This window comes from Thermogutta terrifontis (genome assembly GCF_002277955.1).
In the GTDB taxonomy this organism is placed as follows: domain Bacteria; phylum Planctomycetota; class Planctomycetia; order Pirellulales; family Thermoguttaceae; genus Thermogutta; species Thermogutta terrifontis.
Window position 1 is genome coordinate 2,789,503 of sequence record NZ_CP018477.1, and the last position, 15,067, is coordinate 2,804,569.

Annotated in this window: 16 protein-coding genes, 1 tRNA gene and 1 pseudogene; 7 read left to right on the top strand and 11 right to left on the bottom strand. The window is 54.8% G+C overall.

The features are described 5' to 3' along the window. The 3 genes and pseudogenes from mgtE to pepF form a co-directional block, all read right to left on the bottom strand. Complete coding sequence (gene mgtE, locus THTE_RS10350) at nt 1-1,392, bottom strand: magnesium transporter (RefSeq protein WP_095415372.1); 1,392 nt, start codon at nt 1,390-1,392, stop codon at nt 1-3. Between the two features lie 93 nt (nt 1,393-1,485). Further along, nucleotides 1,486-2,678 (bottom strand): annotated as a pseudogene (locus THTE_RS18680) (aminotransferase class V-fold PLP-dependent enzyme). 62 nt (nt 2,679-2,740) lie between these two features. Continuing rightward, nucleotides 2,741-4,543 carry an oligoendopeptidase F gene (pepF, locus tag THTE_RS10365; RefSeq protein WP_095415375.1) on the bottom strand — a complete coding sequence of 601 codons (1,803 nt, stop codon included), beginning with the start codon at nt 4,541-4,543 and terminating at the stop codon, nt 2,741-2,743. Nucleotides 4,544-5,134: 591 nt separating this feature from the next. On the opposite strand from pepF, the gene THTE_RS10370 reads away from it, so the two are divergent. Then, nucleotides 5,135-5,207, top strand: a tRNA-Phe gene (locus THTE_RS10370). A 131-nt stretch (nt 5,208-5,338) separates the two neighbouring features. Next, the gene (locus tag THTE_RS18205; protein WP_095415376.1) at nt 5,339-5,560 is read left to right on the top strand and encodes a hypothetical protein; all 222 of its coding nucleotides are present in this window, start codon (nt 5,339-5,341) and stop codon (nt 5,558-5,560) included. A gap of 331 nt (nt 5,561-5,891) precedes the next feature. Here the strand turns inward: THTE_RS18205 and THTE_RS10380 are convergent, their stop codons facing one another. Genes THTE_RS10380 through THTE_RS10385 form a run of 3 tightly spaced genes read right to left on the bottom strand, consistent with a single transcriptional unit; the run spans nt 5,892 to nt 7,026 of the window. Beyond that, complete coding sequence (locus THTE_RS10380; RefSeq protein ID WP_420823860.1) at nt 5,892-6,587, bottom strand: IS630 family transposase; 696 nt, start codon at nt 6,585-6,587, stop codon at nt 5,892-5,894. Beyond that, a complete protein-coding gene (locus tag THTE_RS18685) occupies nt 6,557-6,712 on the bottom strand; it encodes a hypothetical protein (RefSeq protein WP_420823851.1) in 156 nt (51 codons plus the stop codon). The genes THTE_RS10380 and THTE_RS18685 overlap by 31 nt, the downstream gene beginning before the upstream one ends. Further along, nucleotides 6,643-7,026 carry a helix-turn-helix domain-containing protein gene (locus THTE_RS10385; RefSeq protein WP_095415377.1) on the bottom strand — a complete coding sequence of 128 codons (384 nt, stop codon included), beginning with the start codon at nt 7,024-7,026 and terminating at the stop codon, nt 6,643-6,645. The genes THTE_RS18685 and THTE_RS10385 overlap by 70 nt, the downstream gene beginning before the upstream one ends. Before the next feature lie 526 nt (nt 7,027-7,552). On the opposite strand from THTE_RS10385, the gene THTE_RS10390 reads away from it, so the two are divergent. Then, the gene (locus THTE_RS10390) at nt 7,553-8,713 is read left to right on the top strand and encodes a dienelactone hydrolase family protein (RefSeq protein ID WP_095415378.1); all 1,161 of its coding nucleotides are present in this window, start codon (nt 7,553-7,555) and stop codon (nt 8,711-8,713) included. A 171-nt stretch (nt 8,714-8,884) separates the two neighbouring features. Here THTE_RS10390 and THTE_RS10395 read toward each other — a convergent pair whose 3' ends face one another. From THTE_RS10395 to THTE_RS10410, 4 genes are all read right to left on the bottom strand, one after another. Further along, nucleotides 8,885-9,685: a hypothetical protein gene (locus THTE_RS10395; RefSeq protein ID WP_095415379.1), complete on the bottom strand. Its 801-nt coding sequence runs from the start codon at nt 9,683-9,685 to the stop codon at nt 8,885-8,887. Between the two features lie 111 nt (nt 9,686-9,796). Then, nucleotides 9,797-10,003, bottom strand: a complete 207-nt coding sequence (locus tag THTE_RS10400) for a hypothetical protein (RefSeq protein WP_095415380.1) — start codon at nt 10,001-10,003, stop codon at nt 9,797-9,799. Between the two features lie 229 nt (nt 10,004-10,232). Beyond that, the gene (locus THTE_RS10405) at nt 10,233-10,523 is read right to left on the bottom strand and encodes a hypothetical protein (protein ID WP_095415381.1); all 291 of its coding nucleotides are present in this window, start codon (nt 10,521-10,523) and stop codon (nt 10,233-10,235) included. Further along, complete coding sequence (locus THTE_RS10410) at nt 10,520-11,431, bottom strand: hypothetical protein (RefSeq protein ID WP_095415382.1); 912 nt, start codon at nt 11,429-11,431, stop codon at nt 10,520-10,522. Before THTE_RS10410 ends, THTE_RS10405 begins: the two co-directional genes overlap by 4 nt. A gap of 6 nt (nt 11,432-11,437) precedes the next feature. On the opposite strand from THTE_RS10410, the gene THTE_RS18690 reads away from it, so the two are divergent. Next, the gene (locus tag THTE_RS18690; protein WP_095415383.1) at nt 11,438-11,914 is read left to right on the top strand and encodes an anthrax toxin lethal factor-related metalloendopeptidase; all 477 of its coding nucleotides are present in this window, start codon (nt 11,438-11,440) and stop codon (nt 11,912-11,914) included. Here the strand turns inward: THTE_RS18690 and THTE_RS17985 are convergent. Beyond that, on the bottom strand, nt 11,817-12,203 hold the full coding sequence (locus THTE_RS17985; RefSeq protein WP_157732020.1) for a hypothetical protein: 387 nt from the start codon (nt 12,201-12,203) through the stop codon (nt 11,817-11,819). The two genes, THTE_RS18690 and THTE_RS17985, sit on opposite strands and share 98 nt — an antisense overlap. Before the next feature lie 81 nt (nt 12,204-12,284). On the opposite strand from THTE_RS17985, the gene THTE_RS10420 reads away from it, so the two are divergent. The 3 genes from THTE_RS10420 (at nt 12,285) to THTE_RS10430 (ending at nt 14,855) form a co-directional block, all read left to right on the top strand. Further along, nucleotides 12,285-12,701 (top strand): hypothetical protein, encoded by a 417-nt coding sequence (locus THTE_RS10420; RefSeq protein WP_095415384.1) that lies wholly within the window; start codon nt 12,285-12,287, stop codon nt 12,699-12,701. Nucleotides 12,702-13,040: 339 nt separating this feature from the next. Then, a complete protein-coding gene (locus THTE_RS10425; protein ID WP_095416852.1) occupies nt 13,041-13,886 on the top strand; it encodes a pseudouridine synthase in 846 nt (281 codons plus the stop codon). A gap of 72 nt (nt 13,887-13,958) precedes the next feature. Then, complete coding sequence (locus THTE_RS10430; RefSeq protein ID WP_095415385.1) at nt 13,959-14,855, top strand: dihydroorotate dehydrogenase electron transfer subunit; 897 nt, start codon at nt 13,959-13,961, stop codon at nt 14,853-14,855. Nucleotides 14,856-15,067 lie beyond the last annotated feature (212 nt).

A 15,067-nucleotide genomic window follows, 5' to 3' on the forward strand; every position in this document is an offset into this window, starting at 1 on the left:
TCACGTCACAAGCCAGGGAAGAACGAGTTGGGCACCTCCTAAAATGAGCAGAAAACCGCTTAGATCAGTAATTGTTGTCAGGATTGGCCCGGACGCCAGGGCGGGATCAATCCCAATTCGCGCAAGTCCCAGCGGCATGGCCGCACCCAACAGAGCTCCCACCACTGTATTGAGTGCCAATGCACTTCCCACCAGCACGCCCAAACAAACGTTTCCTTGCCATATCCAGCCAACCGCTGCCAACAGAAATCCAACGACTAAGCCGTTTACAAGGCTAAGCGGAAGCTCGGCCTTAACGACCCGCCACGCGTCTCGCGGGGTGATCAAACCGGCAGCGAGTTCTCGAAGCGTAACCCCCAGAGACTGACTCCCCGTGTTACCCCCCATATCTGAGATGATCGGCAAGAAAAACACCAGCGCCAGCACCTGCGCAATTGTGCTTTCAAAAAAGGGGATCACGCTGGCCGCGATCAGGTCCAGGAAAAGAATGATGGACAACCAAACCGTTCGTCCTTTGATGCGCTCTTTGAGAGCCATGGAGCGGATCTCTTCGCCACCAGAAATGCCGAGTAATTTCAGAAAACTGCGGCTGGCCCGCTCGGCCATGGCTTCCTCTACATCCTGCCGCCGCACCATTCCAATTAACCTGCCGGCTGAGTCCACCACAGGAAGGCCGAAGAATCTGTATTTCCTAAAGAGGTGATCCAGGTCATCCAGCGATGTCTCGGCGTGGACAGAAATCGGATTACAGATTTCTAGGTCGGCGAGACTCCGATCCGGTACACTTAGCAGAAGATCACGTACCCTTAAAACCCCTTTTAATACTCCGTCGCCATTTATAGTGTAAATGTAAAGAACATCATAATTCTTGTATTTTTCGGCATTCAGTCGAAGATCGCGAATAACGTCGTCGACAGTGAGAGATTCGTTGTAGGCCAGGTATTCCGTGATCATCAGACCGCCGGCGGTGTCCGGACGGTATTGAAGCAGACGGCGGGCGTCCTCCGCCTCGGCCGGCCTCATTTGTTTGAGAAATTCTTCCGACCGTTCAGGAGCGACAGCCGCGAGCAAGTCCGCCTGTTCGTTGCTCGGCATCTCGTCCAGGATCGCGGCCGCCCGAAAACTGTCCATCCCTTCCAGCACAGCCGCAGCCTGGCTCTCGGGGAGTTCGAGGAGCATCTCGGCCGCCTCGTCAGAATCGATCAATTCCATCAACCGGGTCTGACCCTCCAGGCCTAAATGCCATAACACATGGGGAAGCTCACCCGGTGGAATCTTTTGCAAGATTCTGGTAACCAGGTCGGCGTCTTTTTGCTCAATAGCATCTTGGAGTTCTTTGGCCAACTGTTCAACTTTCGTGGTAATTTCGTTGTTTTTCTGTAAATCACTCATGTTTCTCTGCCACAGATAAAAGCTTACAACCAAACTGTGTTTTTTACGCCAAATTACTCTGTTTACTTAAGCCGGCGGTGATTAAATGCGCTTTTACTGACTGCGGAGAATCTCGGAAAGTGCGTCCACGAGAGCATCCACATCAGAAAAGTCATTGTAGGCATGGGGACTCATCCGCAAACGTCCCGATCTGACGCTGGTAACGATGCCCCGTTCCAACAACTTCCCTTGCACATTGCCGAGCGATTTACTGGGCCATTCGACGGCAACAATGCCACTCGAATGTTCCCTCGTGCTTCGATCACTGACGACAGTGAGTCCCAATTTTGTAAGTCGCTCGACCAAATAGTCAGTCAGATCCAGCACTCGGTTTTGCAACCGCTCTGTGCCGTAGTTGTGGAGCAATCGAAGAGAAGAGTACAGGCCAATAAAGCCCACCATGTTGGCGGAGCCGCCTTCATACCGTGCGGCACTCGGTTTCAGACAAAATTCTATTCGATCAAAATCAAATGCGTGTTCAACACTGTTCCAGCCGAGGCTGGTCGGCCGCAGAACTTCCCAAAGGGGCTCCCGCACGAACAGGATGCCCGCCCCTTCGGGCCCCACGAGCCACTTGTGGCCGTCCGCCGCAAGAAAATCTATTCCGGCCTCGCGAACATCCAAAGAGAAAACCCCAAGGCCCTGAATTGCATCGAGAAAAAATAGGCCCCAACCCGGTGAGCAATCTCAGCCAAATCACCAGGGTTATGCCGCCACCCCAAATGGTAGCTCACCCAACTGACGGAAAGAATACGGGTTCGGCTATCGCACGCGGCTGCCAGATCTTCTAGCCGCACGCGTCCTTCTCGGGCCGGAACACGGCGCACCTCCACGCCTCTTTGACACAGCGCCAACCAGGGGTACTGATTTGCCGGGAACTCATCGGCTGGCACCACCACGTTATCGCCCGGACGCCAGGGAAATCCCTCCGCCACTATCGAGACTCCATGACTTGTGTTCCTCACAAGAGCAATCTCTCGTGGAGAAGCCCCTAGAAGCTGTGCAGCGATTGTCCGGAGCTGCTCCAGAACTCCAGCCCATTGCTTCCATACCACGTCGCCCATTTCTGCGGCTTCGCGGGCCCAGCGAATGATCGCATCCCGGCTCACGTCCGGCAACGGTGACACCGCCGCGTGATCGAAGTATGCCCAGCGCTGACAAATGGGCATGTGCCCTCGAAAATCCTGCCACCACTCGACCGCATTCACTTCACCTGGTCTAATATCGTTCGGCTTCTCAAGAAACATTGGTCGTGCACGCGTTACTCATTTCACTCGGACAGTCATCATTGAAGAAACCGACTATCATTCTACAAAAGTTCTTCAAGTTGGTCTACAAGTGATTCGAACCTTTGCATGGCTGCCTCCACTGGCTCTGGCCGCTCCATGTCCACTCCGGCATCTCTCAACAGATCAAGCGGATCCTTCGAGCAACCTCCCGCCAAAAAGCCCAGGTAATCCTTCACTTCGCGATCACCCCCGTTTAAGACACGCTCGGCCAGCGCGATCGCCGCGGAGAGCCCCGTCGCATACTTGTACACGTAGAAAGCATTATAAAAATGCGGAATTCGAAAACACTCCAAATCCAGCAACTCCGGTATCTCAACTTCATCACCAAAGTAATCCTGTAGCAATTGTCGATAAATCTTTCGAAACGCATCCAAGGTCAGCGGCTCCCCCCTTTCCAGCGTCTCATGCGTGATCTTCTCAAATTCGGCAAACATCGTCTGTCTAAAAATAGTGCCGCGGATCTCGTCAATCTCGTGGTTAATAATATTCGCCTTTTCTCGCGCATCTCTGGCTTTTCCCAGTAAATACCTGCCTAATAATTGTTCATTGAAAGTGCTTGCCACTTCCGCCACAAAGATTGTGTACTGATAAAGATGGTAGGGCTGATGATGGGCTGAATAGTAACTATGCATCGAATGCCCTGCCTCGTGAGCAAGTGTGAAAACATGGTCGAAAACATCATCCTGATAGTTCATGAGAATATACGGATTGCCATCGTATGTGCCCGCGCTGAAAGCGCCGCTCTGTTTGCCGCGATTCTCGTATTTGTCGCACCAGCGGCTTTCAAACCCACGCCGCAAAACCTCCACATATTCCGTTCCCAAAGGCTTTAGGGCCTCTAGAATCACTGACACTGCCTCGTCCCATGACCTTTTCACTTTAACGTCTTTAACAAGCGGAACATAGGTATCGTAAACACTAAGCCGCTTTAACCGCAGTTTTTTTCTCCTTAATTCATAATAGCGATGGAGAACAGGTAGATATTTTCTGACCGTAGCAATCAATTGATCATAAACTGTTACGGGAATATTCTCGGCGAAGAGTGCTGCCTCACGGGAGGAAGGAAAGTTTCTCACGCGGGCATAGTACACATCCTTTTGCATGGATCCCGCCAGAGTGGCCGTGAGCGTGTTCTGGTGCTCTAGATACTTCTCATAAAACATTTGGAAGGCCTGAGACCGCACTTTCCGGCTCGGCGACTGGAGAAACGTAATAAACGTGGCATGTGTCAATTCAATTTTCTGGCCTTTTTCATTTTCCAATATACCAAAGCGAAGATCAGCATTGTTGAGTTGATGAAAGACATGCGACGGCGTTTCGGCCATCTCCGTCTGCATTGCCAGCAAACGTTCCTCCGCGAGGCTCAGGATATGGGGACGCCACCGAAGGATGCGTCGCAGGTAAACATCATACGGCCGGAGCGCATCATGCTGAAGATATTGCTCCATCCTTTCGGGCGGGATGGCCAGTAACTCCGGCCGAATAAAACTGGCCGCCTGTGCAACACGGCTCGCCACATTGAGAAATCGCCCGCGCATTCGCTGATACTCAGAGTTCGACAGGTCTTCTGCAGTCTTCAGGAACGCATACGTCCCCAGGCGTTCTCCCTGTCGATCCATGTCCAGATCAAAGCGAAGACAATGAGCAATGACCTCCGGCCCTTCCGCAAGTTTTCCCCGAAAGCGATCATATTCCTGAATGCGCTTTTCCCATTCCGCAAAAGCCGCCTCCCAACTCGCATCGTTGGGGAAAAGGCTTGACAGGTCCCAGGTGTCTTCAACTTTCTGGGCACTTCGCGGAATGAGCACCTTTGTACGAGGCATGTCAGAATCCATCTCCTTTCACTTGAGTCGCCGGCTAAACTTCTCGGATCACCGCAACCTGCCAGATTGCAAGCACCATGTCGCGCTATCAGCGGATTATCATCCAGTCTCGACAGGGCGTCAACCGCTGGGCAGAATTCGGTGGACATTCATCAGCCCTACAGCGCGTACCGAGTTCGGCGGCGATCAAGGCCCCATCGGACCGTTGTATTGGGCTCTGGCTGAGTCGATGACGGGAGGGAGTAGAGCTTTCAACGAATGACCGTACTGGTTTGTCGGTCGTTGGATGCCCCGGCTTCGCCGTTTCACGTCTGGCAAGACAACAAACCACCATGTCTGCGGGTCCCTGATGCCGCGAAGGCGGAGCTGTGAGCTGCCGAGCATACAGGGTGCTGCTCCCCATTGACAGGCAGCAAACCGGGCCGTTAGGATATTTATGAAGTCTAAGTACGAGGAGCGGGGCGCGTGGTGGCCGTTGGCTGGGCAGGGTGATACCTTTGGCCTCGGGTTGATAGCTGGCAGCGAGAACCAACGAGAACCGATAGAAATATTGGGCACGGTCAAAGGTGTCTGTTTGACCGCGTGTGAAACGGACAGGTAGCTCAGTTGGTAGAGCACTGGACTGAAAATCCAGGTGTCGGCGGTTCGATCCCGCCCCTGTCCACTGGATGTAATTTTGGCTGAATCATGGGTTACGGATACCGGCCGGCGGTCGGCCGTGCGTGTTTGGTCCTCAAAAAAGTGGTAGGCTGCTTGTTTGCGGGCTGAGGGACGCACGCATGGCGGAACGTGGCCGTGTTTCGGTGTATCGCGGCCACAAACCGAGTTGCCGGGCAGTCGTCAGAAGCGACGGTAAAGAATTTCTATCTCGGAAAGCACGGGACGCCGGAAAGCCGTGCGGAATTCGAGCGGCTCATCGCAGAATGGCTAACCGCGGGTCGGGTTCGTCTCAACCGTCTGGCCCATCTCACAACTGAGCATCTCTTGAGGTCCTGGATGGAGTTGGTCGCCCGGTAGGGGCAGTGTGAGCAACACTTCCGCGCGGAATGCCTCTCTTTGTAATGACTCGTGTGAGCACGGTGTGAAATGCCCCGGGCAAGTTCCATGTTTGATAACGGATCTTGCGCGACAATCACCTGATTAATCGGTTCGGACCGCGTGCTTCTCCCCAAATGGTTCTGGGTGATGCAAGGGCACGTTCTTCCCCCACAATTTGGCAAAAAGCCAGGCTTGCCGGGATCACCAACGCTATTTGACATTAGAAAGTGACGAACGCAGCTCGAAAATCGAGCCTCTGTAGTGTTTCCCCCGATTCCACCGCAACCCCGGGAAACGAACTAGTGCTCCGTCACAGGATAATTTTGGGATAAACAGACTTCAGTTTGCAGCGGGCATCTTCCGCGGTCATTTGCCAGTCGACACCCCGCTGCCGAGCGTTTAGGTCTCCCGACCACGCCGCAATTTCCTCCTGAAGAAGACGTAACTCTCCCACACGACGCCCCGCTAGACACTGCCGGGTCAAACAGCTCAACTCGCACTCCGCCACGTTCAGCCAACTGCCGTGTTTCGGCGTGTAAACAAACTCAATGCGACGAACGTACTGACGAGCCCGCTCCGCTGGGAACACCTCGTAAAACGCCCCTTTCGTGTGCGTGTTCAGGTTGTCGCAGATCAGCGTGATCCGCTCACAGTCCGCGTAACGCCCGTCCAAAAGCGCCGCCACCTCCGTGGCCCAGTCGCTCTTCGTCCGACGTTCCCGCGCCGTCGCCTGACGCCAGCCGACCAAGGGCTCGCAAAACAGGAAGATCGCCGCCGTCCCCGCTCGTTCATACTCGTAATCCACTCGCCGGGGATGCCCTCTCGTCGCCGGAATCGGACGCCGCACTTCCTTCACCAACTGCACCGGCTGCTCATCCATGCAAACGACCGGATGCAACGGATCATATGGCCGACAATACACCTCCAGCACCTCTTCCATCTGAGCGACAAACTCCGCATCCGCCTCCGGCGGTATCACCCAGTACTGAATCTTCCGCGCCGTGATCTCGTTTTTTTTAGCGCCCGGCGTACTGTCTCGTGGCTGATCGATTCCACCACTTTCAGCTCCACCAACCGACGGGCCAGGAGGCGAAGCGTCCACTGACCGTAACCCGCAGGCGGCGGCCCCAAACGGGTGGCAATGATTTTCGCTTCCACCTCCCCATCCAGAATCTTGTTCGCTGGTGCCCCGACCGGCTCTTCCCTTCCAGCGTCTCCTCAAAACCCCGTTCCACAAAACGCTGACGAATCTTCTCCACCGTCTGTCGCCGACACCCGAACGCTTCGGCAATCTGTTGGTCCGTCCAGGCCGGACCGTCCGCGTCCGCCTTCAGCAGAATCTGAGCGCGACGGACCTTCTGGCTGGTCCCCTTCAGCTTGCGAATGACCTCCTGGCATTTCTGACGTTCTTCCTCGGTCAGCCGGACAATATACTTCTTTCGCATGGCAACCCTCCTTGGCAAAAGGGAACGGAAACGACCACCCATCCTATCCCATCCCACCCACCCAAGACAATCCCAAAATTTTCCTGTGACGGAGCACTAGGCGAACGTTGTTTCGGTTCTCTCGGCCGGATTGTTACGGAGCCATCTTTCCTGGGTTATCTTCTCAGGTTTTACCCCGCTGCGGAGCGGAGTGTCGCCGAAGACCGAGACGAACCTGACATTTGTCGATAAAGACGAGACGCCAAGCCTTATTCCGTCGTCAAAACTGGCGCAGGTTCGACGGTCACCGGGCGCGTGCCTCGAGCTTTAGGCCTGATACCAGTGCTTCTCGCCAGGAAACAGATAAAGGGTTTGCACCCGCAGCCCTCGCCCCCAGTTTTGTTCGCCGATATGTCGATGGAAAATGGATCCCAATCGCGCTGTTGTCAGCTCCGGAAAATGATGGCTGTCGCTGTCTTGTTCAGAGGCGTGGGCACAACTTGACCAATGACCAGAAGGCAGCACGGCAGCAGAGGGAGATCAATCTATGGTAGCTTGTCGTCCTCGGATCAGCCCACATTGTTGGCTTGCGGATTTGACCGCTGTGGTCGTCGTCTGCTGGCTCATCCAGGGTGGCGTGTGTATGGGGGAGCCACCTCGCGTTCCCTGGTTGGATGAAGTTCAGGCGTCCCTGGTACAGTCCACGGATGAACAGACTGGTCCGCACGTGCTCACAACCGGTGATGGCTCGCCCATTCGGGACCTGTCACAATGGCAGCAACGAAGAGAAGAGATCCGCCAATGGTGGCTGAGTTTTTTGGGTTTGCCCCAACGGGATCATGACCTGCCGGCACGCACGCTTCGAACACTCTCCCGAGAAGACCTGGAGGACGTCTCGCGATGTTTGATTGAGTACGAAACTCAGAAAGGCTGGAAAACGAAAGCCTATTTGCTCTATCCGCAGGGATACGAAATCTTTTCGCAGCGGAACAAGCGGCTTCCGGGGATTGTTGTCTTTCATTCCACAACCAACGACACGATTCGGCAGCCGGCCGGTCTCACTTCGGAGAAAACCAAGGCTTTCGGACTTGAGCTGGCTCGTCGCGGCTATGTAACGCTCTGTCCGGAATGCTTTCTCTGGTCGGGCGGCCCACCTTACGACTATTACAAACAAGTGGAACGATTCAGGAACCAGTTTCCCGGTGCCAAAGGCATGGCCAAGATGCTTCTCGACGCTCAGGCCGCTGTGGACCTTCTGGTGTCTTTCCCGGGCGTGGATTCCGGTCGCCTCGGTGCGGTGGGACACTCGCTGGGTGGCAAGGAAGTCCTCTATCTTGCGGCATTCGACGAGCGAATTCGCGCAAGCGTATCAAGCGAAGGCGGGATTGCATTGAGCTTCTCCAACTGGGAGGCACCATGGTACCTGGGCCAAGAAATTCGTCAGAAGGAATTCGTCCACGATCATCACGAACTTGTGGCGCTGATCGCACCGAGGGCCTTCCTACTGATCGGAGGTGACTCCGCAGATGGGAACAAAAGTGTTCCGTTCCTTCGAGCGGCCTGGCCGGTCTACGAGCTTTTCGGAGATCCACCGGCTTTAGGGTTGTGGAACCACCGGGAGGGACACTCCGTGCCGGAGAACGCCCTTAATCGGATCGCTGAATGGTTTGACGCGTACCTCAAAAGCTCGATAAGTGAAGACAATTAAAGAAATGTCCGCTCTTCGGAGACGGCTTTCCCACTGGAATCGTCAGGAAAGAACCAGTAGGCTGCGAGGATAATCTGGCAACCACCGCTCATAATTGCACAAAGTCAAGGGCAAGATCCCCACCAGCCCAAGCGTTCCGAGCACTAATGGGACATATGTGTTAACGGCTGGCTATTTGCGTAGGACATTCGGTTGTGGATCCTGAGCCGTCTGAGCAGGGTTATCAGCCACAGGTGCGGCTGGCAACGCGGCTGGCGGTTGGGAGTCGGCAGCGTTGGGCGGTGTGGTTTGATCAACCGGATTGGCATTCGCTTGGGAAGCGGCTTGCTGCGACTGAGCGGCCCGACGTTCGATTTCCTGGGAAAGTAATTCAATCTTTTTCAACGTTTCCGGCATATTCTCGAAGTCCAAAAGGAGGGGCGGCTCGCCTTCAAAAATGACGGTCGCCATCCCCGCAATCCGCCAGCCGTCGGCTTCCTTGCGAAGCATCCAAGTGATCTCATCGGTGCGCGGTTTCCCCTGGGAATCCAAATCGGTCCAGGTGCTTTTTACCCGTGCGCCATCCGGTGCCAAGTACTCCACATCATTGAAGACCTCATATCGCGCCGTGTCGCTCCCAACAGGTGCAAATTGCCGATTGAGTTTCCCTGCCTGCTCTCTGGCCAGTTCACTGAAAAGCTGAATGACTTTCTCATCGTCGCCGGTCCGGACGGCTTCGAGAAACACTTTGACCGCAGAAACAGGGTCTGCTGTCTGCGATTTGAGATCGTTTTGCCCCACGGGTGCGGGCTTTTTCTCCGTGTCAGAACTCGATGGGGCAGCTGGGCGGCTGGTGGACTGCGCTCCATCCGGCTGAGGAGACGGCTTCTGGCAACCCAGCACCAAAACTGCCGCAAAGATGCATACTGTGGACCACTTCAAGCTGCCCGTTTTATTGCCACTCCGGGAACTGGTATATCGACCGCCATCCATGGTATTCCTCCGAAGACCCAAATCGCTCCACCCAATCCAAGCCTACCATGTGCAAAGCATGTATCCACCTGTGTCAGAATGCAGTAGTTTGGCCCAGGAATGGCAAATCTGTCAAGGGAGATTCTTGATACCCACGTTGAACGTTGAACGTTGAACCGTTGAACGTTGAACCTCCGCAATCTGCTGCAGTTTGACGCGGTCAAAATAAAGCGTTCTCCCATCCGGCAACCGCAGGTAGTGCTCCCGGAAGATTGGCACCCGCGGGATGAGGAGGAATTGTTCACTATCCAGTTGTTTATCGAGAGTAATGGTCGCCATGCTTTTCCACCTATAGTTGTGCGATTACACGACTAATACCAGAAACAGGCAGACCGGAGTCAATAGCTCGATCAGGGGGTGTGCTGACTGGAACGCGATGGCGCTGCCGGGACACCAGGGAAGGAAGGATTGCCAGCTTTATACCGCAAAAAAGAACCGCCTGTGCACGGGGGGCACAGGCGGCGTTCGTGGAGGGCAACACGAAGAGAACAGAATGAAACGCTAAGCCTTACAGAATCAGGTGTTTAATCGCTTCCCACTCATTGTCCCAATAAGGTTCACGCCATTGATAAAGAGGATTGTCCTTGTAATTGGCCCCATAGATCGACTCTGTCAGCCATTGCTTCATTTTCTGTTCGTATTCCGCCTCGGCCTTCTTATACTCCTCGGGCGGGAGATCCTCCGGGGGCGGTTTGGGCTCCGTAAGTTTGGTGGGAATTTTTTTGAATCCGATCGCCTTTGCCATCTCAATGGCTTCTGTAAGGCTACGTGGACGACGTCGGTTCTGGTCTTCTGTCATGGCGACGACTCCTCGTAACCCTCTGGGTATTGCTCAGCATCGAACTCCCCATAGTATCCACTTTCCGCCCGACGGCGAATCTCCTCGGGGTCCCGGGTGTCTCCCACATACCGCATGAAATAAATTGGCGGACGGTCGTTTTTTTCGTAGTCCCAACCCTCGGGGGCGTACTGGTCATCCCAGGGCACGACTTTGTAGACGCGAAAGCCGTACTTGTGATAGATTCTTGCTAAACCTTCGCCGATACAATCCAGCGTCGTGGCCCCTTGGCTGATGGCCTGGATCACCGCCGCTTGGCCCGCACCCTTGGGGCCCTTCGGCGTCCGAAATACGTTACACAGGTCGTATTCGCCGGGCGTACCGGGAATCGGTACCAGCATGTATCCGGCGGTCCCATCTGAAGTTAAAAAGATCTTAGCCCCGTGCTTAATTTTATCCTCGATTTGCTCCTCAGTGTACGGCGACAAGAAGGCTCGCATATCTGGAGTAAGAGAATCCCTCGCTTCCACAAACTTTTTTGGTTCAGCGGTGACAAATTCGACGGATGAAACCTTGGACGCCGATCTCTTTTCTGCCGGGGGCTTGGGCGCTGATTCGGGTGATCCTCCTCCCTTTCCCCCTGAGGCTACCGCCCCCTGATCAACCCGTTGCCATTGATGCCGGCCCGCTGCATCGGGGAGATAGGCATAGGTCTTCCCGTCAATCGTTGCCAGCGTTCCTTCCTGTGGATCTTCGGGCAATCCCTTGGGCAAAGCATATTTAATTAAATCGTGGCGTTCGTACTGAAAAGGGAGCGCGTCCCCCTCGCTCCCTGCCTGCCCCGGCAGCTGGAGTACTTCATCATCCGGCCCCGGCGCGGTAGCTCCCACTAACGCCCGCACCTCGTCGGCCTTAATCGCCAGCACCATGCCACGATGATCGTGTGCAGTGACCTGGAGGAGGTAGCCCAGTGGGACACACACCTGAAAAACGTGTTTGGAAAAAACGTCCAGCGGTCCAGCCTCGGAGGGTTTGTTCGATGGGTTACAACGAAGGACGGAAGAAGGTTAGCTATTGTCGTATGGAATGGCCCCCCAAAGTCAGTCCATGAATATTATCTTTACGCCCACGAGCTGGCGCACATCGTGGATCGAGACACGTCCGGCGACAGGATCAGCAACTCAGACGAATGGCAAGCGGCATGGGAATCGGAAAAGGAGGAAATTGTTCATTCCGTTTATCAGCCGGAACTGAAAGAGGCCATTCTAAGAAACCCTCAGGAAGCATTCGCCACGTTGCTGGCCTTGTATTGGATCAATCCTCGGATTTTTCGCACTCAAAGGCAAACCATACGTCGGTTCTTGGTGGAACGTCGTCTGGTTCATCGGGAGGGGGAGAAGTTCCCAGCATAAGGGGAAAGTAAACAGAATCCGGCATTCGGTCCTCAAACGGCACGTAGTCTGAATAATCATGGCCCGGAACAGGAATACAGATTGACTCGATGTCTCCTGTTTCGGGGCAGCACCAGGTGATGACCTTGACCTTTTCCTTGTGCATGTCCCTATCTCGGACCACCACGTACCATCGGCCCTCATAAAACCTCCAGGGGCAGCGCCAGCGTCGCCAGCGATAGTGGGCGTAGGCCAAGAACACACGGTGTGCCAGCCGCTTGAGAGGGTCGAGAAGAGCTGAGAGCCTCATGGCGCCAACCTCCCGCACTTGTTGAGTGCCGCCTGATGATAGTGGCAGCATTTTGGAAAACCGACCCCTTATATTATCGTCATGAGCGTGGCCGTTGACAAACCCAAAAACCGAACCGCCGACAGCCTGTTTCCCCCGGACAAATACGTGAACAAGCCGGGGGTGGTGGTGTTCGCCGAACACAGCACACGCCTGCGGGATGGGACGCCCGTGACCTATGATCGGGAGGCCCTGGAAAAGATCGCCCGCAACTGCAACCGGCGGATTGAGGAAACCGGCAACTATGCGGCGGTGTGCATCGGACACACGACATTGATAAGCCGCTCATCGGTTTCGCAGTCCGCCTTCCGACGTTCGATAATCCACTTTTATCCGCCTGGCACGACAAGCGTTTCTCTCCAACCGGATTCTCCGCGAAAGCCAATTGTCGGGTTACCTTCCAGCGTTTGGAGCATCCATTTCACTGACCGGGCTACAACTGCTCAGCTCCGTTGCTGATTAAACAGCCAGGGCGATTCATGAATTGCCGCTACAACTCATTGTGCTCGCGGCATGTCGTGGCAGAGCGGGGTAAGTCAAAGCAGCCCGGATAGGCTAATTGTCAGGCGTCTCTTATACTGAAAAAGTAGCGCGTCGGTGGGTAGCGCCATCCACGAAACTTCATTACCAATCATTGTGAGGCTTACTGGCGATTTGCCAGCATCTGGTGAAGAAGGGGCAAAACACTGAAAGTTGGCTGTGGCCCAAAATGGCGGCATTTGGGGGCTTTGGATCCAGGAACGTTACACCGTCGGTGATGACGGCGACTTCCCTTTGGTACGTGGAAAGAATTCGACTATGACAGCAGCGCGAAGGAAGAAGAGTGCGCCACGGGGTGCTTCCTCTGCACAACCCGGCGGAACGGTCATCCAACCCGGTCCTCAGCGACTTCAGAAAATCTTGGCAGCGGCCGGGATTGGAAGCCGGCGGCAGTGCGAAGAGCTAATCAAAATGGGCCGGGTGGAGGTGGATAAGAAGGTCGTTACAGAACTGGGCTTTAAGGCAGATCCATTCCGACAGAAGATCTGTGTGGATGGAGTTCCCATCAAGCTCGAGCCGCCGGTCTATTATGCCGTTTACAAACCGGATGGAGTGGTTTGTACGAATCGGGATCCGGCCGGGCGAACACGTGTGATTGACCTCGTCCCCGAGAGCGAACGGCGTTTGTTTACGGTGGGGCGGCTGGACCTTCACAGCGAGGGCCTGATTCTGGCGACCAATGACGGGGCCCTGGCAGAGCGGCTGACACATCCACGCTACGGTGTGCCCAAAACATACCTGGTACAGGTGGCGGGAGAGCCAACACGGGAGGTGCTTCTTAAACTCCAAAAGGGAGTGCATCTGGCAGAAGGGATTGCCCGGGTAGCCAAGATTCGAATCCGCCGTAAGCATAAGAAAAGTACCATCCTGGAGATGGTGCTCAATGAAGGTCGGAACCGAGAAATTCGGCGAATCATGGCGCGGGTGGGCCACAAGGTGTACCGCCTCAAGAGAATCGCCGTGGGACCCATTCGATTGGGCAAGATGAAACCTGGTGAGGCCCGACGCCTGACCCCCGAGGAGGTGGCGGCGCTGTATAAGGCAGCGGGGTTAGCTTCCAGGCTTAATGGCGGGGCTTCAAAAAACGAACATAAACGGCGATAAGGGCTACGACTTGCGGCTGTTTCCAGTCACACAATTTGCGACACAGGAAAAGCTGATAGGCGGTCTATTGAGATGCACGATCAATGGCGACTTTTGACCGAACCAGGGGATCGCGAAGTTTGGTTCGGAAAAGCAACTATTATCGAAAACGAGTCAATTGGACGTGACCTGTTCAGGTTACGGCTGGTTTGCCCGCCGATTGCCAGAGGGATCGTGCCGGGGCAGTTCGTCATGCTGCGGTTGCCGAATCACTATGACCCGCTTTTAGGACGGGCCTTTGCGTTATTCGACATATTCAGCGATGCGGAGCACGGAGAGCCAGCGGGACTGGAAATTGTCTATTCGTCGATAGGAAAAATGACTAAATTGCTGGCTCGGTGGCCTGTTGGTGACTATCTGGAAATATGGGGACCGCTGGGTAACGGTTTTCCGCCTCCTTCTTATCGAATTCTTGTGATGGTGGCAGGCGGCATCGGCTACACGCCTTTCATGGCGGTCGGACGGGAAGCAATGGGTCAAAGGCGATACGGTTATCCGCCGCGTCAGGTGCCGCCGGTTACACGCGCCCAACTCCTTTTCGGGGTGCGCACGGCGGAGTTACTCCCGAAAGACCTTTGGCGATTTGAAGAGGTCGGTATAGAAGTGAAAACGATCAGCGATGACGGTTCAACCGGGAAAAAAGGGGTTGCCAGTGAGCTTTTGCTGGAAGAACTTGGAAAGCTCAAACGCGATGAGTTGGCCGTGTACTGCTGTGGTCCGGAGGCCCTGATGAAGGCGGTAGCCGAGATCTGCCTTGGCCAGGACATTCCCTGCTACTTGTCGCTGGAAACGCCGATGGCGTGCGGGCTGGGGCTATGCTACAGTTGCGTTGTGCGTGTGAGAGATGAACGCGAGTCCACGAGCTGGGACTATCACCGCGCGTGTATCGAAGGCCCCGTTTTCGACGCACGTCGGATTGTGTTTGAATGAACAGGTTCGTTATATCAAAACTTTCAGAGGTGGTCAGTATTTTGTCGCGGCAGAGGAAACTTTCAATAACCAGCGTGGCGGATACGCACCACTAAGTATCGTATTTAAAGCGAAGATAGCTCGAAGCGTTTACTAGATTGTGACCTGCCTCATAGACACGACAATCTTCTTGCTTATCAATAAGACGGATTTCCCTTCCTTTTTCGGGAAAG